The sequence below is a fragment of the Maribellus luteus genome (assembly GCF_003576475.1).
Taxonomy (GTDB): domain Bacteria; phylum Bacteroidota; class Bacteroidia; order Bacteroidales; family Prolixibacteraceae; genus Draconibacterium; species Draconibacterium luteum.
On record NZ_QWGR01000008.1, the window covers coordinates 144,995 to 171,456 of the forward strand.

Sequence of the window (26,462 nt, forward strand, 5' to 3'; positions counted from 1 at the left end):
TTTATTTCTGTTTTTGTGGTATGTTCAAAGTTACGGTAAATTCGTTGTTGTTGTCCTCGATCCTTAACAAATGCGGGTTTCCGTAAATCACCTGCAGCCGGTCGCGAATGTTGCGCAAACCAATGCCCTCCCCTTTTTTACTCACCACATTTTTATCGTAGGAATTGCTGATAACAATTTCGAGCATGTTTCCGTTGAGGCGACAGTGAGTAATCACATCGATGGTTTCAGTGGCTTCGTAAACCCCATATTTTATGGCATTTTCGTACAAAGGCTGAAGAATCATGTTCGGAATCTCGGCTTTCATACAATCCTCTTCGATGGCAAAAACCGGGTTCAGTTTTTTCCCGAAGCGTACTTTTTCGATGCTGAGATACAACTTATTATTTTCGAGCTCGCGCATAACAGTTACCTTCTCATCCTGGTCGTGTTTGAGCGAATAGCGCATCAGTTGCGACAGGTTGATCACCATTTCCTGTGCCCTTGCGGGATCGGTCATGGTAAGTGACGAGATACTGTTTAAACTGTTGAACAAAAAATGTGGGTTTATCTGCGATTTTAAAGCATGCAATTCAGCCTCTTTTACAAGCGCCTTCAGGTGTGTTTCGTTCTTCGATTTTTCTTTGAAGGCATAGTAGTAATTTACGGCATAGAAAAAAACCACAAAGCCAATATACATGATATATCCGGCCACCGTGCGACCTAAAACGGTTTGATCGAGCCACTGCCGCGCATTGGGATGAAAGGCTTTTACAAACACAACCCCAATGTACATCCAGATAAAAACGATAATAGTGGCTGCGATCAGATGCGCCAGAATAACCCGCAGAATGCTGTTGTCTTCGAGTGTACTGAACTTGATCACGTACCAGATAGCCGCTCCAATCAGGGCATAAAGAATAAGAAATGTAAAGGTTTCAACAACAGAGTTGCCGAGCGGAACTCCGTTTACCAATGTGGCAATCAGCACCAGAACCGTAGAAACAAGTATCCAGAACAGTCCGTAAGCGATGGTGAGCTTTGGATTGGATATAAACGGATGGCGGATGTCCATTTTACATGTATTTTACTTCCACTCCCCCAAACGCGGCAAATCCTTTTATGACCAGCGTTTTTGAAGGATCGGAAACAATATGATTAATGGAAGATCCGCGTTTATCGGTAAATGCCCCAAAAACAGCTGTAACTTCATTTTTAATGGTCCAGTCGGGCGGAACTTTAAAACTGCATCCTCCGAATATGGAAACACAGTCGATAACTGCTCCGTTTTGCGAAAGCTGCGCCTGACGAAGGTCGTAATCAGCGCCACCAAAAACAGAAGTTGTTTTTCCGCCCACAAAACTTTTTGAATCAATGTACACTTCCCTGCCGCCAAACATTACAAATTCATCAAAGTAATTAATTCCGTATGCTCGTCCGGGATCGAAGGTCGGTTGTTCGGGTTGAGTGTTGTGCTTTCCGAAATGCGTAACAAGCAAAACCACCCCGATGAGAATGATCAGCAATGGCCAGCCAATTCTTTTCAGTTCATACGGAATGCTCATCATCTCGGGCAAAAGAAAGAAACCGCCGATAACGATCAATACGGTTCCGCTTGTTTTGTTTCCTCCGATAAGTGAAAACACTCCGATACCAATCAGCAGCATTTGCCAGGAGATAAGAATATCGTTCCAGAAATCCGGAATCAGGTTGAGTCGTTCCATAATCCACAATACGCCGATAACGATCATGAATACGCCAAAGTATACTCTTTTATTCGATGATTCTTTTCTCTCCATTGCTCTCGAATTTTAGAAATTCAAAATTAGGTTCGTTGCTTCTAATGCCTGCTCTCTATTCGGTAAACAAAGCATAATTGTCGGTTAAGATACACATTATAACAATCGGGCAACAATTGCCACTCCAAATCCGATCAGAATAAGCGGTAATAAAAGGAAAATTGTAATTCCGGGGAAGAACAATTTGGGGATTAAAAAGATGCCTCCCACTACCAAAAGTACCAGTCCGACCGGACGCCGCCCAGCCATCAGCACCAGCCCGACAATGATCAGTATCATCGGCCAGGAGAAAATCAGATGTCCCAGTTTAGTGGCTGTCAGCTGAAAAGGAATAAAAACATTCTGAAAATGATGAAACGGGAACATCGAAAAAGCCCCGCCTTGTTTCATTAGCCACAAAATTCCGAATACAATCAAAAATACCGCCAGCAGTTTTTTTGAGTTGTCGTTGTGTGGTTTCTCCTGCATGATGTTGATGTTTTATGATTTCGGGATTAAAGGTAGGAAACACCTGCACACCGCGCAGTTTGCATTCGGTTAACAAAGGGGATATGTCGGTAAAAGGAAGATCGCAAACCGAAAGCATAAAAAAAGCGGGAAATGATCCCGCCTTCTACTTATTCTTTGCCCTGGGCTTTTGCCCACGAATCTCTTAATGCAACCGTTCGGTTAAACACCGGTTTTTCGGGAGTCGAATCCGGATCCATGTTAAAATACCCGAGTCGTTCGAACTGGAAATGGTCCAGCGGTTTCGAATCTTTAATAAACGGCTCCAGGTAACAATCGCTCAGTACGCTCAACGAATCAGGATTCATAAATTCCTTGAAATCTACGTCCTTGTGACCATTGGGATCTTCATCGTTAAAAAGACGATCGTACAAACGTACTTCTGATTTTACGCCATGTGTAGCCGACACCCAGTGAAGCGTTGCCTTTACCTTACGCCCGTCGGGTGAATTGCCACCTTTTGAAGCCGGATCGTAAGTGCAATGCAACTCTGTGATTTCTCCGTTTTCGTCTTTGATCACATCGGTGCAAGTCACAAAATAAGCGTAACGCAACCGTACTTCTCTGCCTGGTCCGAGACGGAAGAATTTACGTGGCGGATCTTCCATAAAATCATCGCGCTCGATGTAAAGTTCTCTTGTAAAAGGCACTTTACGCATTCCCATAGTTTCATCTTCCGGGTTATTGACCGCATCCAATTCTTCCACCAAATCCTCCGGATAATTGGTAATCACCACTTTCAGCGGGTTGATCACTCCCATTACCCGCTGTGCTGTTTTATTTAAATGCTCGCGTACACTGAATTCCAGCAGCGAAACATCGATCATTCCGTCCACTTTTGTTACCCCAATCTTATCCGAGAAATTCCGGATCGATTCGGGAGTATAACCACGGCGGCGCAAGCCTGAGATGGTGGGCATCCGCGGATCGTCCCAACCGTTTACGTGCCCGTCTTTTACCAGTTCGAGCAGTTTACGCTTGCTCATCACTGTGTAAGTCAGGTTCAAACGCGCAAATTCAATCTGGCGCGGGCGGTAGTCACTATCTTTTAGCTGATCGATAAACCAATCGTACAAGGGGCGGTGCACCTCAAATTCCAGCGTACAGATGGAGTGTGTAATTCCTTCCCAGTAATCGCACTGCCCGTGGGCAAAATCGTACATCGGGTATACACACCATTTGTCTCCGGTGCGGTGGTGATGCGCTTTCATGATCCGGTAAATGATCGGGTCGCGCATGTGCATGTTGGGCGAAGTCATATCAATTTTTGCCCGCAACACTTTTTCACCTTCATTGAATTCGCCGGCTGTCATCCGGTCAAACAAATCCAGGTTTTCTTCCACCGTGCGGTTCCGGTACGGACTTTCCACCCCCGGCTTCTGAGGGGTTCCTTTCTGGCTGCTGATGGTTTCCGCATTCTGATCGTCAACATAAGCCTTTCCCGCTTTGATCAGCTGAATCGCAAAAGCGTGCAGTTTTGGGAAAAAATCAGAAGCATAATACAGGCGGTCTTCCCAGTCGAATCCCAGCCAGTGTACGTCTTCCATAATGGATTCCACATATTCGGTCTCTTCTTTCGAAGGATTGGTATCGTCGAAACGCAGGTTGGTTTTACCTCCGTATTGCTGGGCAAGGCCAAAATTTAAGCAGATAGACTTTGCGTGGCCGATGTGCAAATAACCGTTTGGTTCCGGGGGGAAACGCGTATGAACCCGCTTGTCATTCTTCCCGGCTGCCAGATCAGCATCGATCTGCATGTTAATAAAGTTGGCCTTCTTTTTGGCTTCCGTATTGTTGGCTGTGTTATTTTCTGACATATTTTTAGAATTAACCCCTCATTTAAAAGCCTACAAAATTAAAAAATGATTTGTGAGAAAGGCGGCTACCCTCTCATTTTATTACTTTTGTGCCCACATATTTAAAAAACATGGGAGTTATTGAAATCGAGGGCATGAAGTTTTATGCCTATCACGGGCATTTTGCAGCAGAACAGATTGTTGGGAATAATTTTGAGGTGTATGCACGGATTGAGGCCAATTGCAGCAAAGCCGGAGAAAGTGATAATCTGGACGATGCACTGAATTACCAGGCGGTATACGAAACCATTCAGAAAGAAATGCAAATAAAATCGGCACTGCTCGAAAACGTAGCTACCCGGATTCTTGACGCGCTGTATGCTGAATTTCCGTCCATTGAAAAAGCAAAAATCAAAATTTCGAAAATGAACCCGCCAATGGGAGGCGAAATGGAACGCGTAAGTGTAACGCTGGAAAGATAGGGAAAGGTGGAGAAAAAGGCAAAGGCGGAGCAAAAAGGCGGAGGCGGAGGCTAAGGCGGAGGCGCAGATGTTCGAAATGTTTACTCCTTTATGGTTAAGTCAACAGGCTTCGTTATTGAAGGCATAAATGCATAAATTACAAAATAAGCTACCAGCAACAAAGAGCAAGTGATTGGTTATTCAATATTGGATATTGAAAATTCCTTTATGCCTGAAGAATGAGAGTGGGAACTCAACTCTCAATCTACCGCAATCCATCCGTCGAATCAATCCTCTTCCCCCGTTAATCAATCACAAGGATGTTATCAAATATTTAATTACCAATGCAATCCTGACATTTATCAAATTTTTCAAATTTTTAATTCGTATTTTCGAAAACACAAATATCAACCTTTACAACCATGTTTTTGAGTACGAAGAATTTGAGCGAAGGAGGCTGCCGCGACAAGTGTTTCGGCGGACGAAAGAGAGAGTTGCAGGAGGGAAAGAACCCAAAGTCGACACAAGAGAATGCGTATGTTGCACAAGGCACACATGTAAATTCTCACTGGCAAAAATTGCGGAAATAAGCACGATTTATCGTTCCCTGTTGCAGGAACTAATAAAATTTATATTTTTGCACACCGAAACAAACAAGGTTCCTTGGCCGAGTGGCTAGGCAGCGGTCTGCAAAACCGCGTACGGCGGTTCGAATCCGCCAGGAACCTCATCACAAAAATGCAATGACTTAAAAAAAGAGAACCTTAACGGTTCTCTTTTTTTAAGTCTAGAAAATATCTAAGCAATCCTGTATTTTTTTTACAATTTATTTCCCGAGACATGAATACCCAAGCATTTGCATGCCCTACCTCATTTTTTCAAATTTTGTTTGTGGAAACGGGTAATACGTCCTACTTTCCAAATTAAAACGTCCGAGTTTCTGAAAATTGTCGATTGCCCAGGTTTACCCCGATAATTTTGGTGAAAAATTTAATCATCAAAATTAAAAGTCATGAAAACAATTTTTGCAGTTCTATTCATTATTTCCATCTCAGTTGGAAATTTTTTTATTCCGCGAGATAAGCAAATCGGAATAAGCCCATGGGGGAAAAAAGACGAGATTGGAACACTTATTAAGATGCCCGAAAAATCTCAATTTCAAGTTTCATCAAAAAAAGGCAACCAAAATGAGCAAGCCAAAGTAGTCGCTCAACAGGCAAATAAAGAAGATATCACACTATCATTTAGTGATGGTAGAGAAGATGCCGTAGGTATAGTAGATATTAATGCTGTATTGCGTTCAGTTGGCGTGCAAGTAAGCACTGTAGAATTGCCGGAAAAGGTAAAACCAATTCTTGAGACATCAAAAACAAGAGCTTTAAATGAGGACGAGGCTAAAAATTTGATTGCTGCCTTTCATTTAGACAGAGATGCTTTACTCAATCAGATAGAAAGAGCAGGTAGAAAGCCAGTTGCAAAAAATGGAGGTTCTCTAACTACTGGAGAAGACAACATGGCTCCTTATCCTAAAGTGTATGATATGAAAGCATTATCGCCCGAATTAACAGTGTTTCTTCAGGATAAATTTGGAAAATTACATGTAAACAGCAATGATGATGGAATGGGAATCGATGAAGTTATGACGATCGTTTCTGGAGGTCCATGGACATGGTTTTTTGTATTGCCAGATAACGTTGTTGGCAAACTAACTTTGGGGCATGTGGAGGTTGATGGATTAGGATGGAGAATAAGCTACCCTGGACTTGGCCCGCACGGAGGTTTTTTTGATGCTGAATATGGTTTGGTAGTAGCATTTGCTCATGGCCCTGAAAGATTTGTAATGCGCTATCAAGACCCCGGGGTTAAATTAGATAAATGGATGGGGAAAAATCCCTGGATAGATTTTTCAGACGGCACACCTGAATTATTAGAAAACATCGATAATTTCGAATACTAACCTTTAAACAAAAAGCATGACAAATGTAGCTAACATAAGTCTTAATTCAATCGAATTTCCAGAGCCCATCATAATTTCAGTCAATGGTGTAGAGCTCGAAGTATTTGAAGCAGGTATGCAAAATGTGGGTAAACCGATAATACTCTGTCATGGTTTTCCAGAGCATGCATTTTCATGGAGGTATCAAATCCCTGCTCTAGTCGCAGCCGGTTATCATGTTATTGTTCCAAACCAAAGAGGGTATGGGAACTCATCTAAACCGATCGAAGTAACATATTATGACATAGAACATTTAACAGGTGACCTTGTGGCATTACTCAATTATTATGGGTATCATGACGCAACTTTCGTTGGTCATGATTGGGGAGCAAATGTAGTTTGGAATCTTGCGCTATTACACCCTACGCGGGTAAACAAAATAATAAATTTGGCTTTACCTTATCAAGAGCGAGGGAAAAAACCTTGGATTGAGTTTATGGAAGAGGTATTTGGTGAGGACTTTTATTTTGTACACTTTAACAGAAAACCGGGAGTAGCAGATAATATATTTGAAAAATATACTTCTCAGTTTCTTCGTAATCTGTTTCGCAAGAATATACCTCCTGCACCGCCAGAGTCTGGAATGTTAATGATAAATCTAGCCAGAGCAGCTAAACCACTTGGTGAGCCGATAATGACGGATAACGAACTGTCTGTTTTCGTTTCTGCTTTCGAATCATCAGGTTTTACAGGAAGTATAAATTGGTATAGAAACCTTGACCGCAATTGGCATTTTATGGCAGATGTGAAGCCAATGATTCTACAGCCGACATTGATGATATATGGCGAACGAGATATAATCCCCAAGTCTCAAAGCCTAAAAAATTTCGCACCAAATCTTGATGTGGTTAGCCTGGATTGCGGCCATTGGATTCAACAAGAGAGGCCAGAGGAAACAAACCATGCTATTTTAAAATGGTTGGAGCAAGAGAATACCCAAAAATAGATGTTTGTATTACGGCAGCGTACTAAAATTAAGAGGAGGAAGTGGATCTTTAATGCGACCAATTGCAATCCCCGAAAAGATTACAGCAAAATAGAATTTGGATTTCAACAATGAATTTAATAAACGCAAATATCGACAACATAACACAGTTGTGGACTACTGTCGGGATGAGAACAGCCACGTTTCATTCAGAGAAGAATATTGAATATTGCACAATTACTAATTCCGAATGGCCGAACAGGTTGTGGTTTACAGGAAGTTTCAACGTGTCGATAATAGAAAGAGCGAGAGAGATTCTCTTACGATCAAAAGTGCCAATGAAAGTTTCATCGTGGCACAATTCAGATTTCAGTGACGAGCTGTTTGTTCAATACAATTTTGCTCAAATATCAGAACAAACAGGAATGTCAGTGAAACTAACTTCTGAATATGAATCCGATCCGGGCATTGAACTTCGGAAAGTTTCCACACAACAGCAGGCTACTCTCTGGTCCGAATTACTCATTCATTCATTTGGATATAAAATCAGTCAAAAGGTGATAGTTCAAAGTTCTGCAGAAGTGAATTATTTTGTTTGTTACTGCAATAATTCTCCGGTTGGAGTCTGCCTTTTATACCACAACAATTCACAAATCATTGGAATTCATGCCATGGGTATTATCCCGGAAATGAGGAGAAGGGGATTTGCAGAAGAAATTCTAAGAAAAATCCTCACGAACTCGAAATACCTGGGATTTAGTTATGCTGTTTTACAGGCCTCAAAAACCGGTAAACCACTTTACCGCAAATACGGATTTACAGAAGAATTTACAATGAAAAATTATCAACTTAAAGTTTAAAAGTTATGGAATTAATAAAGAACATGGAATGGCGTTACGCCACAAAGAAATTTGATCCGGAGAAGAAAGTCAATCCCACTGAAATGGAAAAACTAAAACGCGCTATTCAACTGTCAGTATCCTCATACGGACTTCAACTCTACAAAATGCTAATTATCGAAGATCAGGAAATTCGAAAAGAATTGAAGCCAGTTTCATGGGATCAAAACCAGATTACGGACGCATCACATCTGTTTGTATTTTGTAATTACAGCGAAGTTAAAAAGGAGGATATTGATGCATTTATTCGGTTAACAGCCGAAACCAGAGATATTGATTATAACGATTTAAAAGGGTATGGCGATTTTATTGAATCGAAACTGAACGAGAAGACAAAAGCACAACAACGCAACTGGTTGGAGCGACAGCCTTACCTGGCGCTAAGTACGCTTTTAATGGCTTGTGCTGAACTAAAAATTGATGCCTGCCCTATGGAAGGTTTTGAAGCTGATGAATACAATAAAATTCTGGGACTGGAAGAAAAAGGGCTCAACGCTTGCGTGATTGCTACCATCGGATACCGAATTCCGGGCGACAATTCACGTTATATCCCAAAAGTCAGAAAGTCGATGGATGAGTTATTTGAAGAAATCAAACAAACGGTATTTCTTCCTCTTTAATTTTTTAATTGATTGCTCAGAAAACAGAATAGAGCTGGAACAGCCCTAAAGGATTATGAACAAAGCTTGTGATGCTACTGCTTCAACCAAACCATTTAAGAAAGAAGAAATTAAAGTTCATATTCATCCTTTTCAAGATTATATTGTTGGAAATACTACAGATGATTTCATCCACATGTTTGGGACATCATGGAAAGAAGCCCAAGGAACAAAAAAGAAATTTGTCAGAAATAATTATTGTTGAATTGAAAAAAATATTTCCAGCAAACACCAACATACCATTAAGTGTGAAAGATTAGAAATTAGACACCACGCGATTACACACAGATTAAAGACTGCTATTTTCGGCAGTCTTTTTTATTTCAGTCAAATTGGACAAGGAAATTCTAAACATTTATAAAAGGTATACTGTTTTAACTACATCACAATCAGTAAACTAATTTATTAAATGCAATTTTTGGTATTATTAAATTTTGCAGCGGCCATTCAAGGCCTGTTTTTAACGTATATAATTGCACATAACCGGCTAAAAGATACTAAATCGGTTGTTTTGGGGTTGCTTACTTTTGTACTTTCGTTAAGTCTTTTAGGGGGTATTTATGGAATGTCAGGTTTTTACAAAAGCTTCCCACATTTCACCAATGTTGCCGATCCGCTATTTTTACTTTACGGGCCACTGCTTTTTATCTATATTTTTGCGCTCACTCAAAACCGTTTACCACGTAATTACTTATTGCACGGCCTGCCATTTCTTATTTACATAATTTCGTTTATTCCCTTATATATGAAGAGTGGGGAGGAAAAAATTGAATGGGCCGAATATATTTTCCTTAACGATCATGTGCCACTAAAAGGACTGCTGATGCAGTTGTTGCGCGTCGTTCATATTTCTGTTTACATTGTTTTTAGTCTTCTTACAGTAAAAAAATACCAAAAAAAGATTAAGGACAATTTTTCTGATATCGAAAAGATTTCATTGAACCAGGCAAAAAATATTCTCTATTTCTTTTTATTTGCACTTGTTGTAGCCTGCATTTCATTTGTTTTTGGGTATTTGTTTTCCTACAGTTTTAGCTTATCAAATAATATTATTGGGTTGGTTATCGGCATCACTATTTTTGCACTGGCTTATTCTACCTGGAATAAAAAAGATATTCGGACAATGGTATCGTCAAAGCTGGTTGATAATACAGAAGATATTAGTGACAATCCTCTCCTGGAAGAAAGTAAAACCAAAGGACGCAGCGTTTTTGTCCTAAATCAGGAACAATTGGAGGATTATAAAACCAGGCTTGAAACAGCCATTGAGAAAGAAAAGGTTTTTATCGAAAATGAGCTGTCTTTAGCTGAATTGAGTAGACGCATAAACATCCAGGCTTACCAGCTATCTGAATTGATCAGCAGACTTTACAATGAATCTTTTTTCGATTTCGTAAATCGTCATCGCGTTGAAGAAATCAAGTTGCGCATTGAAGATCCTGCATCTGATTCTTTTTCATTACTTGGGATTGCCATGGATTGTGGATTTAATTCAAAATCGTCGTTTAACACCGCATTTAAAAAGTTTGCAGGTATAACACCCAGCGAATACCGGAAGCGACAATTGGTAGAACAAGAAGTGTAACAAGTATTTTTGAAGTAGGAACCGATGCTAAAATCTCCATCGATGGAAAAAACAATAGCCGTACTTCCGTTTGTAAACATGAGTGCGAACGAAGAAATGGAATATTTCAGCGATGGAATTACCGAAGAAATCATTAATGCACTTGCCGGTATTTCACAATTAAAAGTCACCTCCCGAACTTCTTCGTTCTTCTTCAAAAACAAAAACATCACAATCGGGCAAATTGCCAGGGAGCTGAATGTGGCAACTATTTTGGAAGGAAGCGTCAGGCTGGCAGCCAAAACCATTCGAATTACGGCACAGCTGATTCATGCAGAAGAAGACTTTCATTTTTGGTCGGAATCGTGGGACCGCAAACTGGAAAACATTTTTGAAATCCAGGATGAGATTAGTTTGTTAATTGCTGACAAGCTACGCGAACAATATGGGCACTTCGAGATTCAGGATCATTTGGTGGAAAAGAAAACAGACAATTTGCATGCTTATGAGTATTTTCTGAAAGCCCGTTTTCATTTTAACAAATGGAATCCGGAGGATGCGAATAAAGCGATTGAATTATATGAAAAAGCCATTGCATTTGATTCGAAACATACCGATGCGTATGTTGGTCTTGCAGATGCTTATAGCTTTTTTGCAGTTACCGAGTTGATGCCCAAAGAAGAAGCCTGGCAAAAGTCGTGGGAATACATGGATAAAGCATTTGCTTTAAATCCGGACAATGCAGGTGTACATTATTTGCTGGCTAATTATTCCTTTTTTTACGACGCCAATTTCCACCAAGCGCTTAAACACGTATTAAAATCAGTTGAATTAAAACCCAACTATCCCGAGGCACAACAATTTATTTCGTTGTTGTATTTAATATCGGGTGAAACAGCAAAAGCCAAAGAACATTTGGATGTGGCACACAGTATTGATCCGCTTTCGCAGGAAACCTTATTTTACCGTGCGTATTATCAGTACCGCACTGAGAATTTCTCAGAAGCCTTATCATTATTCGATGAAGCACTGAAAAATAATCCGCAAAATATTCCGGCATACATTGTTCGTAGTTATTGTCTTTTAAAACTGGGGCGATACAACGAAACCATTTCCTTTCTTGAAAATATGCCAAATGAAATTGTGGTGCATGATGAACGTTTAGGGATATTGAATCTGGCTTACATCCTCAAAAAAGATGCTGTAAACCCTGAAGAATATTTTGACCAGTTATTCGAAGCTGCCCAGAATCCCAAATCATTTCAGGCACATTCCTATTTGTATCTGGCTTATGCAAATTTGAAGGAAACTGATAAAGCGTTTAATTTGTTGAAAAAAACGATCAAATTAAAATCATCGGTACTTTTGTTAAATTATACCGATCCGCTTGCCAATTCTCTAAAAGATGATCCTCGCTTCGTTGAATATAAAAACAGGCTTTATAAATATCATCAGGTTGAAGTAAACAGCGCTAAAGAAAAAACTCCCCTGCTGGATGCAGCAACAGTAGAGATTTATTGTAATAAATTAACGCAGTTTGTAGCAGAAGAACAACCCTTCTTAATTCCAAACCTCTCACTCCGGTTGTTGGCCGACCAGGTTGAAATTCATCCGAACAAACTTTCGTGGCTATTAAATGAACGGATAGGGAAGAACTTTAATGAGTTCATTAACTTTTACCGAATCGAGTATTTCAAGGAACTGGCACTCGATCCAAAGAATAATCACATTTCATTAATAGGATTGGCCTATGAAAGCGGCTTTAATTCAAAAACCGTTTTTAATACCTATTTCAAAAAAGAAACAGGAATGACTCCCAAGGAGTTCTTAAGCAGAATGCATAAATAATAGGAGTAAAATAATCCACGGAGAAAATTGTCCATCCACCAACGAAGTTTGTCCATTTTACAGCGGTAGATTACCCCGCATCTTTGTACTGTCAATAATGACACAGAACATAGAACAGTTAAAAATGGAAAACTTAGTAAAAACAGCATTTAATGTCCCAACACGAGAAGAAGTATCTGCAACCAACCAGGAGATTTTTGATGCATTAACGAAAGCTTTGGGTTTTGTCCCGAATCTTTATGCAACAATTGCTTATTCGGATAATGGCTTAAAGCGCTTTTTGGATTATCAAAATGCCAAAACATCATTATCGAACAAAGAGAAAGAAGCCGTAAATCTTATCGTTAGCCAGGTAAATGGATGCATTTATTGCCAGAGTGCACATCTTGTATTGGGTAAAATGAATGGCTTCACCGACGAGCAGCTACTGGATATTCGTCATGCAAAGAGCGAAAATGCTAAGCTAAACGCCCTGGTAAAATTGGCAGCAGATTTAACCGAAAACAGAGGGAATGCAAATGCCGCTAATGTAGAAGACTTTTTCGAACAGGGTTATACCAAAGAAAACCTGGTAGATCTGATTCTTCAAATTAGCGATAAAACCGCCATGAATTATCTCCATAATCTTACCAAAATACCGGTAGATTTTCCCATTGCATCAGTTCTTTAATTTACAACTCAGGAGAGGAGAAATAGAGGTAATCGATTTTCTCCTTTCTTAAAACTAATACAAAATGAATAACAACGAAAAAAGATATCCGCTGCCGCCATTTACAATGGAAACTGCCCTTGAAAAAGTACAAAAAGCAGAAGATGCGTGGAATAGCAAAGACCCGGTAAAAGTTGCACAAGCATATACCATTAATTCTGAGTGGAGAAACCGGACTCAGTTTATAAATGGGCGGGAAGAAATAGTTGAATTTTTAACCGGCAAATGGGGAAAAGAAAAAAATTATAAACTAAAGAAAGAGCTTTGGGGTTTTAGAGAGAACCGTATTGCAGTAAAATTTGAATATGAGTTTCAGGATGCAAACGGCCAGTGGTACCGTGCCTATGGAAACGAGCTTTGGGAATTCGATGAAAACGGATTGATGCAAAAACGCTTCGCAAGTATTAACGACTTAATGATTGAAGAAAAAGATAGAAAGTTGACCTAACTTCATGCTTATGATACAGAACAACGATTTCGCGCTTATCGATCCGCAAAACGGCAACCAGGCTTTCAAACTGTTTCGTTTTGAAAAGAATAATCCGTTTGATGATATTCAACGATTGAATTACTATTCAATGATTTGGTTGGAAAGTGGAACGGGTAATGTAAAAGCTGATTTCTCGGAATATAGTTTTCAGGAGAACGTTCTGCTTTCATTTTCACCTTTCCAACCTTTTATGCTTAATCTGAAAGGGGAAATCAGGGGCTGGGTTATCAATTTTCATCCCGATTTTTTCTGTATTCACAAGCACCACAAAGAAGTAGCATGCCACGGCGTTTTGTTTAATAATATTTACAATCCCCCATTTGTTTACATCGATAAAAAAGCTTCAACAAATTTTGAAATGGTGATCGAACAGTTTAAAGCCGAAATGCAAAATCCGGCATTGGCGCAGTATGAGTTGCTGATTTCGTACCTAAAGATATTCCTGATCACAGCATCGAGACTGAAAGCGGAGCAGCAAACGAAGGCCAAACAAGCAACAGCTAAAGAGAAAGAACCGTTTATCTTACGAAACCTGAAAAACGCTATTGAGATGCACTACAAGACAAAACACAGTGCCAGCGAGTATGCCGATCTTTTAGCGATAACACCCAAAGCATTAACCCGGATTACCAAAACTCATTTCAACAAAACCTTAAGTAACTTAATTGCTGAACGGATAATTATTGAAGCCAAAAGAGAATTATACCTCACCAATAAAACGGTTAAAGAAATTGCTTACGATTTAGGTTATAACGATGAATATTATTTTAGCCGGTTTTTCAAAAAGAATGCCGATGTATCTCCGCAATATTACCGCGAAACGGTTGGTTTTGCTAAGGCTTCTGCGGTATTAAGTAAATAGAAAAATTAATAATGTAAAGTGCCTAATAAATCGGGGCTGTTTATATAGTATAACAAATTAAGCTCGGTATTAGAATCCAGAACAATTACCGGAGTTTGAGTTTATATTTGTGTTGATTTGATTATCAGACAAATAGACCGGCTATGAAAAAAGTTATAAAAATTATACTTCTTTCTCCGCTTGTAATAATACTTGCAGCACTGGTCATATTACCAGTAAAATATTCTCCAACCTATGTTTATCGACTAATTAGTCAGAATGTTGCCGATGTTTATGACTACCAAAAATACGAGAACCGCGTAATTAAAGGATCGGATGATACTTTTCAGTTCGAGAAAAAATTGGATGAGGCTTATGTTGAAGCCTTGTTTCAGGACAGGGTTGTAAACTCAGGTTTTAAAACTTTTGATGAGTGGGCCGAAAAATCGCAAACTACAGCATTGATTTTTATCCGAAAGGATACCATTTTGCATGAGAAGTATTTTTATGATGACACCGGAAACTACGCCTGACGAAATTGAAGCTATGTTTAAGTTTCCCGGGAAGAAAGGAGATACCATTATCGGGAATGATGTGTGGATTGGGATGGAGGCCATTGTAATGCCAGGTGTCACTATCGGCGACGGTGCAATTATCGGGGCTCGTTCGGTGGTTGTGAAAGATGTTGAGCCTTCAATTGTAGGAGGGAATCCTGCCAAAGCAATTAAAAAACGATTTACTGAAAAGGATATAAAAACGCTTCTTGAATTAAAATGGAGGAATTGGGAAGTGCAAAAAATCGAACAAAACCTTGACGCGATTCAAAATTCAGACATTGACAAATTACTACAACTTAAATGACAATTCCTAGCATCATCAATTGGATGAGATAAATTATACAATAACATTTCCATACTTTCTCACCCCTGTTAGAACCTCCCTTTCGGAGGTTTTTTTATTGCCATTTGGTTCGCAATTATAATTCAGAACTTCGGAAATTTTTTCCCGAACGAATTTTACTAGCAACTACCAGACTTTTGTGGTTATAAAAAGATATGGACATGCCAGAAAATTATACTGCTTTATGAATACTTTAGAAATTAAAAATCTCAGTCTTACATATCAAAATAATCACCAGGCAATTAAAGATATTTCCTTAAAAGTTGGTAACGGAATGTTTGGTATCTTAGGTCCAAACGGTGCCGGAAAGTCATCTTTAATGAAAACAATTGTTGGCCTGCAGAAACCATCATCCGGTAGTATATTATTCAACGATATTGATATCATTAATAATCCTGGTTACATAAAAAAAAGCTTGGGATTTCTTCCGCAGGATTTTGGCGTGTATCCAAAAATTAGTGCCTACAATCTTTTAAATCATATTGCCCTGTTAAAAGGAGTCAAAGACCGTGTCGAACGCAAAAGTCAAATTCAATATCTGTTGAATAAAGTGAATTTATGGGATTTTAGAAACAAAGAAGTTCATACATTCTCGGGTGGGATGAAGCAGCGTTTTGGCGTGGCTCAGGCATTACTTGGAGATCCAAAAATTATTATTGTGGACGAGCCAACGGCAGGGCTTGATCCGGCAGAACGCAATCGTTTCAACGCTTTACTAAACGACATCAGCACAGAAGTAATCGTAATTCTTTCAACACATTTGGTTGAAGACGTACGAAATTTGTGCTCGGAAATGACAATCATTAATAAAGGTGAAATTCTGACCACGGGTAATCCCAAATCGTTAATCGCTGAACTGGAAAATAGAGTTTGGTCGAAGACAATCAGTGCGGATGAGCTGGATTTTTACCAAACAAATTGCCAGGTTATCAGCCAGCAATTAATTGAACGGGAATTGCAAATTACCGTATTTTCGGAAGAACAACCCAATGATTTTATTCCCACAAAACCATTGTTGGAGCACGTTTATTTTTATGCGCTAACTAAAAATAAATAGCTATGAATTCAATCGTTAGATTCGAATTAGTGAATACCTCAAGGAGTTGGCTCACCTACTTCTTTGCCATTATTTTAGTATTGTCAGGTGTTTTTGGTGGCAACAAGTTTACGCTTACTGCCGGAGAAGGAATTTACCTTAATTCACCTTACTCCATTGGTTTTATGTTGGGCATGTTGAGTTTATCCATTATATTTTTTGCGATTTTATACTCAACTCAATTCCTTTTTAAGGAATGGGATGCAAAGTTCGACCTTGTATTTTTTTCACTTCCATTCTCCAAAATGACTTATTTGAGTGGGAAATTCTGGTTTTTCTATCTGAAAACATTTTCCAGCTTTTTGTTTCTGGTTTTAGGATTTGTGATTGGTCAGACTTTGAGGGGAGGAAATGAAATGCAGGCAGGCTTAAATCTTTGGCATTATCTGTATCCTCTCCTGATTTTTGGATTGCTAAATAGTTTTTTTGTATGTAGCTTTTTGTTTTTTCTGACCTATACAACCCGCAAAAAGTTATTGGTAGTTGTGGGAGGCTTGTTGCTTTATGTGCTTTACATGGTGCTTTTGGTATTTTCCAATTCGCCTTTCATGTCAGGCAGTACACCCCAATCTGCAGAAGCACAACAGATCTCTGCGTTATTAGACCCGTTTGGCTTGTCCGCCTATTTCTTTGAAGCCGGGGTTTTCTCCGTTCAGCAGAAGAATAACTTAATCGTTCCTTTGTCGGGATGGCTATTAATTAACAGAACTGCTTTTTTTCTGGTATCGATACTGTTCTTACCAATCGGGTTCAGGTTATTTTCGTTTTCAATACGACCTGGTAAAAGAGCAAATAAAGGAAATGAATTGGAGTCTTCCGCAGTAATCGGAAAGTTAGACAATTTCCAAACTCAGAAACCCGACTTTGGAATTCTGGCAGGTTTTAAATCCGTATTGTCGTTCATGAAAACCGACTTAAGCTATTTGTTTAAAAGTATTACCATTGTTGCTGTTTCCATCTTACTTGTGTTTTATATAGGAATGGAAATGTTTGCCGAAATAGATAAAGGTATTCGATTACCGGAAAAATATGTTAGTTCCGGATTAATGGCTACCTCTGTTTCCTCAAACTTCCATTTATTAGGATTGCTGATACTGGCTTATTTTGTCAACGATTTGTATTGGAGAAGTCAGGGCTCCAATTTTCTATTGATTGAAAAAAACACCTATTTCTCCAATAGCAAATTAGCAGGACACATTCTTTCAGTTAGTATTCTATTGATATTCCTGACTGGGATATTAATTCTTGAAGGATTGATATTTCAACTCAGCTACTCATACACAAGGATTGATTGTTATGCCTATTGGGGAGTGGTAGTTTTCAATACTTTCCCATTGATTCTTTTTTCAGCTTTTTTATTGCTGATAAATGATAATATCAGCAATCGGTATATTAGCCTTGGAGTTTCAGTTGTAAGTGTTTTTGTTTTGGCTAGTCCTTTTTCAAAAACAATTATCAAATATCCTTTATTTCAGATATTTTCGGGATATAAAGGTGTTTTCAGCGACTTTAATGGCTATGGAATCTATCTTTCTGCTTTCTCTCAACGACTGTTGTTCGGATTAGGTTTTATTGGATTGTTATGGTTCTTAAATGATTATGCCAAAACAGGAAAATGGAACATACGCAAATCTATTCCCGCATCTATATTGATTATTATGAGCGTATTAAATGGAGTGCTTTTTATGAAAGGATATGTTCCTCAAGATAAGGAAAGCACAATATTAGAAGCTGTTCATTATGAAAAAAATTTCCGGGCATATAAAAACAAACCACAACCGACCATTACAGATGTTGTAGCGAAAGTTCATCTTTTCCCGTCTCGAAATGCCTATCAGGTTGAGGGAGAATATGTCTTGAAAAATCAAACAAAATTTCCCATCCAAAAGGTGTTGATAAACTTTAGCCCGGATTTAAAAATTGAATCTGCAGTATTGAACAGCTTGAATGAAAGCATTGCGATAAATGAATTTGTAACCGAAATCAATTTAAACGAGTCATTACAGCCAAATGAAAAAGCGAAATTGAACTTTATCTTATCGTATAAATGGTTTGCTGTTAACGGACACCAATCTGTCAATGCAATTATAGGCAATGGATCTTTTGTGAGAATAAGCAGATATTTTCCCTTAATAGGTTATCAGGAAGACAGGGAGGTTGGCGATGATCAGCAAAGAGCAAAATATGATTTAGGTGAAGCATCTGAATTAAAAAAATTGGAAGCCCCGGAAGTATTTGATAGGGATTTTATCAATTTAAATTTGACTCTTTCTACAGTAAAAGGTCAAACTGCATTAGGTACCGGTGATTTAAAGAAACAATGGTCAGCAAATAACAGGAATTATTTTGAGTACAGTGCAAAAAATATTCCTTTCCGTTTCGCGATTTCATCTGCAGCTTATCAGCATAAAAAGGTCCGTCATAAAGACGTTGAAATCAATATTTTTTACGATGAAAATCATGCAGAAAATGTTGATCAACTTATCACAAACGCAAGAATTACATTAGATTATTGCAGCGAGAATTTTGGTAAATATCCTTTTACAAGTATCAATTTTGTTGAAGTATCTTCTTTTACCAAAGGTTTTGCAGCCACGGCATATCCCTCTGCTGTATTTATGACCGAGAATAAACTCTTCCATGCGAATATTACTGCAGATAAAAAACAGGATGTGATTAATGAACTGGCAGGACATGAATTATCGCACTTATGGTGGGGAAATAACCAAATAAAGCCGGATGCCAGAGAAGGAGCTGCAATGCTCACTGAAACATTGGCCATGTATACTGAAATGATGCTATACAAAAAGATGTATGGCAAGGATAAAATGATGGAGCGAGTTGGAATCCATCAGCTAATTTATGAAACCCGGAAAGGATTAGATGGTGACCAGCCTCTTTACAAAGTTACCCACGAGAATATACATATATCATATTCAAAAGGAGCTATGATTATGGTTGAATTAAGTGAGTTAATTGGAGAGGATAAAGTAAACCTTGCCCTCCGGAATTTTTTGAAGAATAATTCATATCCAAAGAAACCAACCTCTTTGGATTTACTTGCCGAGTTTTATGCAGTCTTACCAAACGAAAAAATGAAAACCAAGGTTGATAGCCTGTTCAAAACAGAGTAAATCAATATGCCTATTGGGAAAAAATTATAACCAGATGAAGAACTATAATTATCTCATTATGAAAAGAATGACGAAATTGTTTATGATTACAGGAATATTGACCATAGCATTCTCATGCTTTGCTGATGGAAAAAATATACAACAGAAACTTCGTATTGAAAAACAGGATGACAATAACCAGATCTTAATTGCAGCAGGAAAGCCAGAAACAAAAGCTGGTTTGCTTGATGACAAATGGGAAGATATCGACTTGGTAATAAATACAGGTGAAACACAGCTTGGCGGAACCTTAACGATTCCGAACAAACTTGAAACATCGTCTTTGGTTATAATGAGTTCGGGGAGTGGAGATCAGGACAGAGATGAAACACTGGATGGTTTTAGAGTTTTTAAAATTATAGCTGATCATCTGGCCTCAAAAGGAATTGCCTCTTTTCGTTATGATGACAGAGGTGTTGGCACAAGCACCGGAAATTTTGTTAATAGCACCCTGGAAGATCATGTGGCCGATCTGGAAAGTATAATGGATTATTTTAAGTCAGCAGAAGAACATCAATTCAATGAATTCACCTTGTTTGGCCATAGCCAGGGTGGAATTCTTGCTGCCAAAGTTGCAGTTGGAAATGAGGCGGTGAAAAAAGTAATACTAATGGGTGCAACGGCAGTTCCGCTTGTTGACGTTGTGCTTTATCAGGTAAGGCAGGAATATAGACAGACGAATATCCCGAAGTCGATTATTGAAGCCAATGTATCGGCACATAACAAATTAATGAGGGCTATTGAGGACAATAGAAATATAAAAGAAGTTCTTCATGAATTCCGGGAAAGTACAAAGGCCATTTTGTATGAGTTGTCATCGACAGAACAAGTTGCGGACACCCTAAAAATAGAAAAGGAGGCTACCGCCCAGACGAATGAATTCGAAATAATTTATGCTTTGCCATCACTTACATCCTTTCTTTACTATGACCCGGCAAAAGATTTTGAAAAATTGGAAGTACCGGTATTGAGCTTGTTTGGCGGTTTAGATAAACAGGTTACCATCGATCAAAACAAAGACCGAATGGAAAATGCACTGCTCAAATCAGGAACAGATTATCAGCTATTAACTTTTGATAAGGCCAATCATTTATTCCAAGAAGCAGAAACCGGCAACAGAGAAGAATATGCAACGCGTGAAAAGAAATTTGTGGATGATTTTTTAGTGGAGATATCACAATGGATCCTACGAACTGAATAAGTAGCTTCCATTATGTTGGATTAATATTTCTTAACCTCCCATAGTGGAGGTTTTTTATTGCTATTTAGCCCCTAATTATAATTCCGAACTTCTGCAAAGTTTTCCCGAACGACTCGTGCATCTGACTGCTCTACCTTTGTTTCATGATTTCGTTGAAAATCAAAGAAAAGAATTTCAAATACTAAAAATAGATGTCATGAAAAAAACAATGTAAGCAATTGTAGCAACAGCTTATGGAGGTCCGGACGTTCTAAAATTACAAACCGTGCCAAAACCACAAATAAAAGCAAATGAAGTTTTAGTAAAAGTTGTGGCCACTACCTCAACAACTGCCGATGGAATGATGCGTACCGGGAAACCCTATTTCGGACGTTTAATGACCGGGTTGTTTAAGCCCAAACATGCCATTCCCGGAACCGGCTTTGCCGGCTATATTGCAGAAACCGGCTTAAAAGTTAAAAAATTCATTCTCGGCACCCGGGTATTTGGTGAAACCACCTTGAGAATGAGTGCCAATGCCGAATTTGTTGCGGTGCCAGAAGACGGAGTTATCCTGCCTATGCCTGATAATATGACCTACACCGAAGCCGCCACTTATGGCGATGGGCATGTAACTTCGTTAAACTTTCTGAAAGAGATTGCCAAAATAAAACCCGGACAAAAAGTATTGATCAATGGAGCATCCGGAAGTCTTGGTACGGCAGCCGTTCAGCTTGCCCGTAATTTTGGCGCCGAAGTAACCGGGGTTTGCAGCTCGCGAAATGTAGGTTTGGTAAAATCGCTGGGGGCCGATCATGTTATTGACTACACCCGCGAAGATTTTACTACCGGCAAAATTAAATACGACCTTGTTTTTGATACCGTTGGAAAAAGTTCATACTCAAAAAGCAAAAACATTCTTACTGATTCAGGAAAATATGTGTCGCCGGTACTAAAATTCTCTTTGCTAATGCAAATGTTTTGGACCGCAGTTTTCAGTAAAAAGAAAGCCATGTTTGGAGCAACAGGATTGCTTTCTGACAGTGAACTTCGCAATTTAATTTCTCAGCTGTCAAACTTTTTCACCGAGGGGCATTTAAAAACAGTTATCGATCGACAGTACCCGCTTGAGAAAGTTAGTGAAGCACACCGCTATGTAGCTTCAGGGCATAAAAAAGGCAATGTTGTAATTATTGTTGATCCAAAAAACACATAGCCCAAACGTGCTGCAAAATTTATTTTCAACCCGATTCATTTAGCGATTGAAGAAAGGATGGTCTGACTTTCGAAATCCGAACGTCCGACTTCTCCAAATACGTCGAATGCCATATCTCTGCAATGTAATTTTGATTCTAATTTATTCAAAATCAAAACGATGATGATTTTTCTAAAAATAGAAGAGATAAGCATGCTATTCCTTTCATTCTATGTGAGTTTACTTCTGGGATACGAATGGTGGCTATTTATACTCTTCTTATTTACTCCGGATATCAGCATGTTTGGCTACTTGCTGGGAAAGAAAATTGGCGCCGCTATATACAACATCTTTCATTACAAATTTTTGGCAGTGTTTATCGGGATTATCGGATTTGCTATTTCAATAAAAGAACTGGCTTTTGCAGGAGCCATTTTATTCGGACACAGCTCGTTCGACAGGTTATTTGGTTACGGCTTAAAATATTCGGAAGGATTCAATTTTACGCACCTCGGAGCCATTGGGAACAAAAACAATGAAAACAGAAACAATTAAACAAGATGAAAAACAATTCGAAAACGAGAAACAAAATCGCACTTACACTGCTGATGGTTTTTGTAACTGTATCGTCGGTTTTAGCCGACGAAACGGTTACCATTAGCGGATATGTGCGAAGTGCCGAAACCGGCGAAGGCCTGATCGGTTCAACCATTTATGTAGAAGAACTTAAAACCGGAACGGCAACTAATGCCTATGGTTTCTACTCATTAACAATTCCGAAAGGAAATTACACCATTCGATATTCGTACATCGGTTACAGGCATAACCAACTTCCACTTAGTTTAACCAGGAACAACAGTAAAGATGTCGAACTACTGCCGTCATCTGCTGAAGTAGAGGAAATTATTGTCCGCAACGAAGCCGAAGATAAAAACATCAGAACGGCAGAAATGGGTGTTATAAAATTATCGCCCAGGGAAACGAGAATGATTCCGGTGATATTAGGCGAACAGGATATTCTGAAAACCATTCAATTGTTGCCCGGCGTGAGTTCCGGAACAGAAGGTACTACAGGATTTTATGTGCGCGGTGGTGGTGTAGACCAAAACCTGATTATTCTTGATGAAGCACCCATTTACAGCGCCTCTCATCTAATGGGATTCTTCTCGGTATTTAATTCCGACGCCATTAAAGACATGAAACTGTACAAAGGCAATGCTCCTGCTGTTTATGGTGGCCGCTTGTCATCCATTCTCGATATCCAGATGAACGAGGGCAACGCCAAAAAATTCAGTGCATCGGGCGGCCTCGGGCTCTTAGCTTCGCGGTTAACTATTGAATCGCCAATTGTAAAAGATAAAGGCTCGTTTATTATTTCAGGGCGGCGAAGTTATGCCGATATGTTTCTGATTTTTCCGAACGACAAATCACAAAAGGAAACCGACCTTTATTTCTACGACCTGAATGCCAAAGCAAACTACAAGATCAATGATAATAACAGGATTTATTTGTCGGGATATTGGGGACGCGATGTATTTAATATCGATGATTTATTTGCGCTGAAATGGGGAAATAAAACAGCAACGTTCCGCTGGAATCACATCTTTAACAATCAGTTATTCCTGAATAGTTCATTGATTTACAGCAACTACGATTACGGATTTGGATACAACTTTTCGGATAATATGATTTACATTAATTCCGGTATCCGCGATATAAACTGGAAAGAAGATCTGCAATACTATATTAATGCCAAACATACATTGAAATTTGGGTTTAATACGATTTACCACACCTACAGTCCGGGAGAAATCAATGCCGAAAATAATGACGTGTTCAATTCAGTGTTTATGGGAGAAAAACAATCGTTTGAAGGAGCTGTTTACCTCTCACACAACTGGAATATTTCCGATCATTTTAGTGTAAATTACGGATTGCGCTATTCGGGTTTTATGGCAGTTGGCCCCGACACCGTGTATACCTATAACGAGCAAGATGAAAGAGTGGACAGCGAAGTTTTTGCCAATGGCGATGTTATTCAGAAATATAAGGAGATCGAGCCCAGGATAACCTTCAATGTCATTTTTAACAGGAATAGTTCGCTGAAACTTTCGTATGCCAGAAATGCCCAATACATTCATCTGCTCTCAAACTCGTCGGCATCGCTACCAACCGATGTTTGGATACCAAGCAGCAGGAATGTGAAACCCCAGGTTGCCGATCAAATTGCGGCCGGCTATTTTCGAAACTTTAAAAACAATATGTTTGAAACCTCGGTTGAGGTATACCACAAAGATCTTTACAACCAGATCGATTATCAGAATGGGGCAGAAATTCTGTTAAACCAGGATGTTGAATCTCAATTGGTTTTTGGCAAAGGAAGAGCTTACGGCCTCGAACTTTATGTAAAAAAAAGAACCGGCAAATTAACCGGCTGGTTTGGCTATACGCTTTCCAGGACCGAGAGGTCGATGGACGAAATTGAAAATGGCAGATGGTTTCCTGCCAGGCAGGATCGTACGCACGATATTTCGGTAGTGGGGATGTACCAGTTAAATCAAAAATGGAACCTGTCAGCCAACTGGGTTTTTAATACCGGAAATGCAGTGACGTTCCCAAATGGAAAATATTCGGTTAACAAATTTACCGTGCCGGTTTATACCTCGCGTAACGCTTCCCGCATGCCCGATTATCATCGCCTGGATTTGGGAGCCACTTACATGCCGAAAAAGAAAAAGCGTTTTGAATCAAGCTGGAGTTTCTCGCTTTACAACGCTTACGGCAGAAAAAATGCTTTTTCGATCACTTTCCAGGAAAATGAAAACAATCCAACACAAACGGAAGCAGAACGTTTAGCTCTGTTTCAAATGATTCCATCTGTTACCTACAATTTTAAATTTTAAAGCCATGAATACAATAAAAACATTCACATTACTATTGGGCATCGTTGCCCTGTTCACTTCTTGCCGGGATATTATCGACATTGAACTTGACTCTGTTGAGCCCAAGCTGGTAATCGACGGAGCTGTTACCGACATAAACGACACACTTGTTATTCAGCTAACAAAATCTGTCGATTATTTCGAGCCGGGCATTTATCCTCCTGTACCGGGCGCTGTTATCGCCGTTTCAGACAATTTGGGAAATACACACCAACTCAATGAAACGAGTTCGGGCGTGTACACCGACTACCTGCCCGGTACTGAAGGCAACAAATATACATTGTCAGTTGAGGTTGAAGGAGAAAAGTATACTGCAGAAGTAGAAATGCCATACAAAGTTTTAATCGATTCAATTTCGGTTGAACCAACTCCCGATTACCTGGAGTTCTCAGGAGGCTACCTTGTAAATTGTCATTTGCACGATCCGTTTGGGGTCGAAAATTTCTATCGACTAAAAGTTTCACTTGTTAATGATCTGGAGGAACCAGACGATGTTCTCGTTGTTTACGACGATGCTTATGTTAACGGTAACCAGATTACACTGCGGTGGGACGAAGAGCAGTTTTTCCCGCAAGATACAGTCGTGGTTGAACTGCAAACGCTGGCAGAATCGACTTACGAATACTATCGCACACTGTCTGCTCTTTTCGAAAGCGGGATGATCGGCAGCGCAAATCCGGCCAATCCAATAACCAATCTTTCGGGAGATGTGCTGGGTTACTTTGGTGCATATACGGTTAGCCGCGATACAATAATTATTTCAGAATAATAAAGCCATGAAAACGATTCAGTCTATAAAATCCAATGCGCATGCGGCAGGTATTTTCTACTTGCTTATAATTATCACAGGTTTGTTTAGCGAACTATTTGTACGTTCTGGAATCATTGTTTCAGACGATGCTTTGGCAACCGCTAAAAACATTGCTGACAACTCTTTTTTATTCCGAATCGGTATCATCAGCGACCTGACAATGGGAATGTGCGATGTTGCTGTGGCCTTGTTTTTCTACCTGGTGCTGAAACCGGTAAATCAGGGGCTTGCTCTGTTGACCGCATTTTTCCGCTTGGCGCAGGCAACAGTAATCGGGTTAAACCTGCTCAATTATTATATGCCGCTGCTGATACTCGGCAACAGCGAAGCAATGACAGGTTTTTCAGGCGAACAGTTAAACTCTCTTGTACTTCTTTTTCTGAATGCGCATAGGTATGGATACCTCATTAGCGGTGTATTCTTTGGGGTAAGTTGTGTAATCCTGGGCCATCTGATTTATAAAGCGGTGTATTTCCCGAAGTGGTTGGGAGCTTTGGTAGTTGCCGCCGGAATAAGTTACCTGCTCGATGCTGTGGTTAACTTCTTATTCCCTGAATTGGCTTCGTTAAGTGAATTTCTTGTAATGACAGTTGCTGTTGTGGCAGAAGTTTCGCTCTGCTTCTTCCTGTTAATAAAAGGTGTTAGAGTTGGCGCATCAACCTTCCCATCATCCTGAAACAATTAGAATTGAG

General features: G+C 39.4%; 24 protein-coding genes, 1 tRNA gene and 1 pseudogene. 22 read left to right on the forward strand and 4 right to left on the reverse strand.

Going from position 1 to position 26,462, the window contains the following annotated elements; genetic code table 11:
* Window position 1: 1 nt before the first annotated feature.
* From D1614_RS14985 to D1614_RS15000, 4 genes are all read right to left on the reverse strand, one after another.
* On the reverse strand, window positions 2-1,054 hold the full coding sequence (locus D1614_RS14985) for a sensor histidine kinase (RefSeq protein WP_119438774.1): 1,053 nt from the start codon (window positions 1,052-1,054) through the stop codon (window positions 2-4).
* A gap of 1 nt (window position 1,055) precedes the next feature.
* Window positions 1,056-1,778 (reverse strand): LiaF transmembrane domain-containing protein, encoded by a 723-nt coding sequence (locus D1614_RS14990; protein ID WP_119438775.1) that lies wholly within the window; start codon window positions 1,776-1,778, stop codon window positions 1,056-1,058.
* Between the two features lie 96 nt (window positions 1,779-1,874).
* Window positions 1,875-2,246 carry a LiaF transmembrane domain-containing protein gene (locus D1614_RS14995; RefSeq protein WP_119438776.1) on the reverse strand — a complete coding sequence of 124 codons (372 nt, stop codon included), beginning with the start codon at window positions 2,244-2,246 and terminating at the stop codon, window positions 1,875-1,877.
* Between the two features lie 149 nt (window positions 2,247-2,395).
* Complete coding sequence (locus D1614_RS15000) at window positions 2,396-4,102, reverse strand: glutamine--tRNA ligase/YqeY domain fusion protein (protein WP_119438777.1); 1,707 nt, start codon at window positions 4,100-4,102, stop codon at window positions 2,396-2,398.
* A gap of 110 nt (window positions 4,103-4,212) precedes the next feature.
* On the opposite strand from D1614_RS15000, the gene folB reads away from it, so the two are divergent.
* The 22 genes and pseudogenes from folB (at window position 4,213) to D1614_RS15115 (ending at window position 26,446) form a co-directional block, all read left to right on the forward strand.
* Complete coding sequence (gene folB, locus D1614_RS15005; protein WP_119438778.1) at window positions 4,213-4,563, forward strand: dihydroneopterin aldolase; 351 nt, start codon at window positions 4,213-4,215, stop codon at window positions 4,561-4,563.
* A 636-nt stretch (window positions 4,564-5,199) separates the two neighbouring features.
* A tRNA-Cys gene (locus D1614_RS15015) sits at window positions 5,200-5,270 on the forward strand.
* A 284-nt stretch (window positions 5,271-5,554) separates the two neighbouring features.
* The gene (locus D1614_RS15020) at window positions 5,555-6,499 is read left to right on the forward strand and encodes a hypothetical protein (protein ID WP_206610037.1); all 945 of its coding nucleotides are present in this window, start codon (window positions 5,555-5,557) and stop codon (window positions 6,497-6,499) included.
* Window positions 6,500-6,515: 16 nt separating this feature from the next.
* The gene (locus D1614_RS15025; protein WP_119438780.1) at window positions 6,516-7,484 is read left to right on the forward strand and encodes an alpha/beta fold hydrolase; all 969 of its coding nucleotides are present in this window, start codon (window positions 6,516-6,518) and stop codon (window positions 7,482-7,484) included.
* A 110-nt stretch (window positions 7,485-7,594) separates the two neighbouring features.
* Window positions 7,595-8,323, forward strand: a complete 729-nt coding sequence (locus D1614_RS15030) for a GNAT family N-acetyltransferase (protein WP_119438781.1) — start codon at window positions 7,595-7,597, stop codon at window positions 8,321-8,323.
* 5 nt (window positions 8,324-8,328) lie between these two features.
* On the forward strand, window positions 8,329-8,982 hold the full coding sequence (locus D1614_RS15035; protein WP_119438782.1) for an NAD(P)H-dependent oxidoreductase: 654 nt from the start codon (window positions 8,329-8,331) through the stop codon (window positions 8,980-8,982).
* Window positions 8,983-9,037: 55 nt separating this feature from the next.
* Entirely contained in the window at window positions 9,038-9,226 is a 189-nt protein-coding gene (locus D1614_RS15040; RefSeq protein ID WP_147384241.1) for a tautomerase family protein, read from the forward strand.
* Window positions 9,227-9,430: 204 nt separating this feature from the next.
* Complete coding sequence (locus D1614_RS15045; protein ID WP_119438784.1) at window positions 9,431-10,606, forward strand: helix-turn-helix domain-containing protein; 1,176 nt, start codon at window positions 9,431-9,433, stop codon at window positions 10,604-10,606.
* 42 nt (window positions 10,607-10,648) lie between these two features.
* Window positions 10,649-12,433 carry a tetratricopeptide repeat protein gene (locus tag D1614_RS15050; RefSeq protein WP_206610038.1) on the forward strand — a complete coding sequence of 595 codons (1,785 nt, stop codon included), beginning with the start codon at window positions 10,649-10,651 and terminating at the stop codon, window positions 12,431-12,433.
* A gap of 124 nt (window positions 12,434-12,557) precedes the next feature.
* Entirely contained in the window at window positions 12,558-13,103 is a 546-nt protein-coding gene (locus tag D1614_RS15055) for a carboxymuconolactone decarboxylase family protein (protein WP_119438829.1), read from the forward strand.
* 64 nt (window positions 13,104-13,167) lie between these two features.
* Window positions 13,168-13,590: a nuclear transport factor 2 family protein gene (locus D1614_RS15060; RefSeq protein WP_119438786.1), complete on the forward strand. Its 423-nt coding sequence runs from the start codon at window positions 13,168-13,170 to the stop codon at window positions 13,588-13,590.
* A 10-nt stretch (window positions 13,591-13,600) separates the two neighbouring features.
* Window positions 13,601-14,494 (forward strand): helix-turn-helix domain-containing protein, encoded by an 894-nt coding sequence (locus D1614_RS15065; RefSeq protein WP_119438830.1) that lies wholly within the window; start codon window positions 13,601-13,603, stop codon window positions 14,492-14,494.
* A 143-nt stretch (window positions 14,495-14,637) separates the two neighbouring features.
* Window positions 14,638-15,006 carry a hypothetical protein gene (locus tag D1614_RS15070; protein WP_119438787.1) on the forward strand — a complete coding sequence of 123 codons (369 nt, stop codon included), beginning with the start codon at window positions 14,638-14,640 and terminating at the stop codon, window positions 15,004-15,006.
* A 31-nt stretch (window positions 15,007-15,037) separates the two neighbouring features.
* Window positions 15,038-15,221 (forward strand): annotated as a pseudogene (locus D1614_RS27835) (DapH/DapD/GlmU-related protein); the annotation flags it as partial.
* 336 nt (window positions 15,222-15,557) lie between these two features.
* Window positions 15,558-16,430, forward strand: a complete 873-nt coding sequence (locus D1614_RS15080) for an ABC transporter ATP-binding protein (protein ID WP_119438789.1) — start codon at window positions 15,558-15,560, stop codon at window positions 16,428-16,430.
* Between the two features lie 2 nt (window positions 16,431-16,432).
* On the forward strand, window positions 16,433-19,603 hold the full coding sequence (locus tag D1614_RS15085) for a M1 family aminopeptidase (RefSeq protein ID WP_119438790.1): 3,171 nt from the start codon (window positions 16,433-16,435) through the stop codon (window positions 19,601-19,603).
* A 34-nt stretch (window positions 19,604-19,637) separates the two neighbouring features.
* Window positions 19,638-20,843 (forward strand): alpha/beta hydrolase family protein, encoded by a 1,206-nt coding sequence (locus D1614_RS15090; protein ID WP_206610039.1) that lies wholly within the window; start codon window positions 19,638-19,640, stop codon window positions 20,841-20,843.
* Between the two features lie 265 nt (window positions 20,844-21,108).
* Window positions 21,109-22,038, forward strand: a complete 930-nt coding sequence (locus D1614_RS15095) for an NAD(P)-dependent alcohol dehydrogenase (RefSeq protein ID WP_206610040.1) — start codon at window positions 21,109-21,111, stop codon at window positions 22,036-22,038.
* A gap of 159 nt (window positions 22,039-22,197) precedes the next feature.
* Window positions 22,198-22,572 carry a DUF4260 domain-containing protein gene (locus D1614_RS15100; RefSeq protein ID WP_119438791.1) on the forward strand — a complete coding sequence of 125 codons (375 nt, stop codon included), beginning with the start codon at window positions 22,198-22,200 and terminating at the stop codon, window positions 22,570-22,572.
* 5 nt (window positions 22,573-22,577) lie between these two features.
* A complete protein-coding gene (locus D1614_RS15105; protein WP_119438792.1) occupies window positions 22,578-24,920 on the forward strand; it encodes a TonB-dependent receptor in 2,343 nt (780 codons plus the stop codon).
* 4 nt (window positions 24,921-24,924) lie between these two features.
* Window positions 24,925-25,728 carry a DUF4249 domain-containing protein gene (locus D1614_RS15110; protein ID WP_119438793.1) on the forward strand — a complete coding sequence of 268 codons (804 nt, stop codon included), beginning with the start codon at window positions 24,925-24,927 and terminating at the stop codon, window positions 25,726-25,728.
* 7 nt (window positions 25,729-25,735) lie between these two features.
* Complete coding sequence (locus D1614_RS15115; RefSeq protein ID WP_119438794.1) at window positions 25,736-26,446, forward strand: DUF4386 domain-containing protein; 711 nt, start codon at window positions 25,736-25,738, stop codon at window positions 26,444-26,446.
* The last annotated feature ends 16 nt before the right edge of the window (window positions 26,447-26,462 follow it).

Excerpts from the sequence above, each read along its gene's own strand:
- D1614_RS14995 (WP_119438776.1), bottom strand. The coding sequence starts at position 2,246 with ATGCAGGAGAAACCACACAACGACAACTCAAAAAAACTGCTGGCGGTA.
- D1614_RS15030 (WP_119438781.1), top strand. The coding sequence starts at position 7,595 with ATGAATTTAATAAACGCAAATATCGACAACATAACACAGTTGTGGACT.
- D1614_RS15020 (WP_206610037.1), top strand. The coding sequence starts at position 5,555 with ATGAAAACAATTTTTGCAGTTCTATTCATTATTTCCATCTCAGTTGGA.
- D1614_RS15100 (WP_119438791.1), top strand. The coding sequence starts at position 22,198 with ATGATGATTTTTCTAAAAATAGAAGAGATAAGCATGCTATTCCTTTCA.
- D1614_RS14990 (WP_119438775.1), bottom strand. The coding sequence starts at position 1,778 with ATGGAGAGAAAAGAATCATCGAATAAAAGAGTATACTTTGGCGTATTC.
- D1614_RS15035 (WP_119438782.1), top strand. The coding sequence starts at position 8,329 with ATGGAATTAATAAAGAACATGGAATGGCGTTACGCCACAAAGAAATTT.
- D1614_RS15025 (WP_119438780.1), top strand. The coding sequence starts at position 6,516 with ATGACAAATGTAGCTAACATAAGTCTTAATTCAATCGAATTTCCAGAG.
- folB (WP_119438778.1), top strand. The coding sequence starts at position 4,213 with ATGGGAGTTATTGAAATCGAGGGCATGAAGTTTTATGCCTATCACGGG.
- D1614_RS15090 (WP_206610039.1), top strand. The coding sequence starts at position 19,638 with ATGAAGAACTATAATTATCTCATTATGAAAAGAATGACGAAATTGTTT.
- D1614_RS15110 (WP_119438793.1), top strand. The coding sequence starts at position 24,925 with ATGAATACAATAAAAACATTCACATTACTATTGGGCATCGTTGCCCTG.
- D1614_RS15115 (WP_119438794.1), top strand. The coding sequence starts at position 25,736 with ATGAAAACGATTCAGTCTATAAAATCCAATGCGCATGCGGCAGGTATT.
- D1614_RS15065 (WP_119438830.1), top strand. The coding sequence starts at position 13,601 with ATGATACAGAACAACGATTTCGCGCTTATCGATCCGCAAAACGGCAAC.
- D1614_RS15050 (WP_206610038.1), top strand. The coding sequence starts at position 10,649 with ATGGAAAAAACAATAGCCGTACTTCCGTTTGTAAACATGAGTGCGAAC.
- D1614_RS15040 (WP_147384241.1), top strand. The coding sequence starts at position 9,038 with ATGAACAAAGCTTGTGATGCTACTGCTTCAACCAAACCATTTAAGAAA.
- D1614_RS15080 (WP_119438789.1), top strand. The coding sequence starts at position 15,558 with ATGAATACTTTAGAAATTAAAAATCTCAGTCTTACATATCAAAATAAT.
- D1614_RS15055 (WP_119438829.1), top strand. The coding sequence starts at position 12,558 with ATGGAAAACTTAGTAAAAACAGCATTTAATGTCCCAACACGAGAAGAA.
- D1614_RS14985 (WP_119438774.1), bottom strand. The coding sequence starts at position 1,054 with ATGGACATCCGCCATCCGTTTATATCCAATCCAAAGCTCACCATCGCT.
- D1614_RS15060 (WP_119438786.1), top strand. The coding sequence starts at position 13,168 with ATGAATAACAACGAAAAAAGATATCCGCTGCCGCCATTTACAATGGAA.
- D1614_RS15085 (WP_119438790.1), top strand. The coding sequence starts at position 16,433 with ATGAATTCAATCGTTAGATTCGAATTAGTGAATACCTCAAGGAGTTGG.
- D1614_RS15000 (WP_119438777.1), bottom strand. The coding sequence starts at position 4,102 with ATGTCAGAAAATAACACAGCCAACAATACGGAAGCCAAAAAGAAGGCC.
- D1614_RS15045 (WP_119438784.1), top strand. The coding sequence starts at position 9,431 with ATGCAATTTTTGGTATTATTAAATTTTGCAGCGGCCATTCAAGGCCTG.
- D1614_RS15105 (WP_119438792.1), top strand. The coding sequence starts at position 22,578 with ATGAAAAACAATTCGAAAACGAGAAACAAAATCGCACTTACACTGCTG.
- D1614_RS15070 (WP_119438787.1), top strand. The coding sequence starts at position 14,638 with ATGAAAAAAGTTATAAAAATTATACTTCTTTCTCCGCTTGTAATAATA.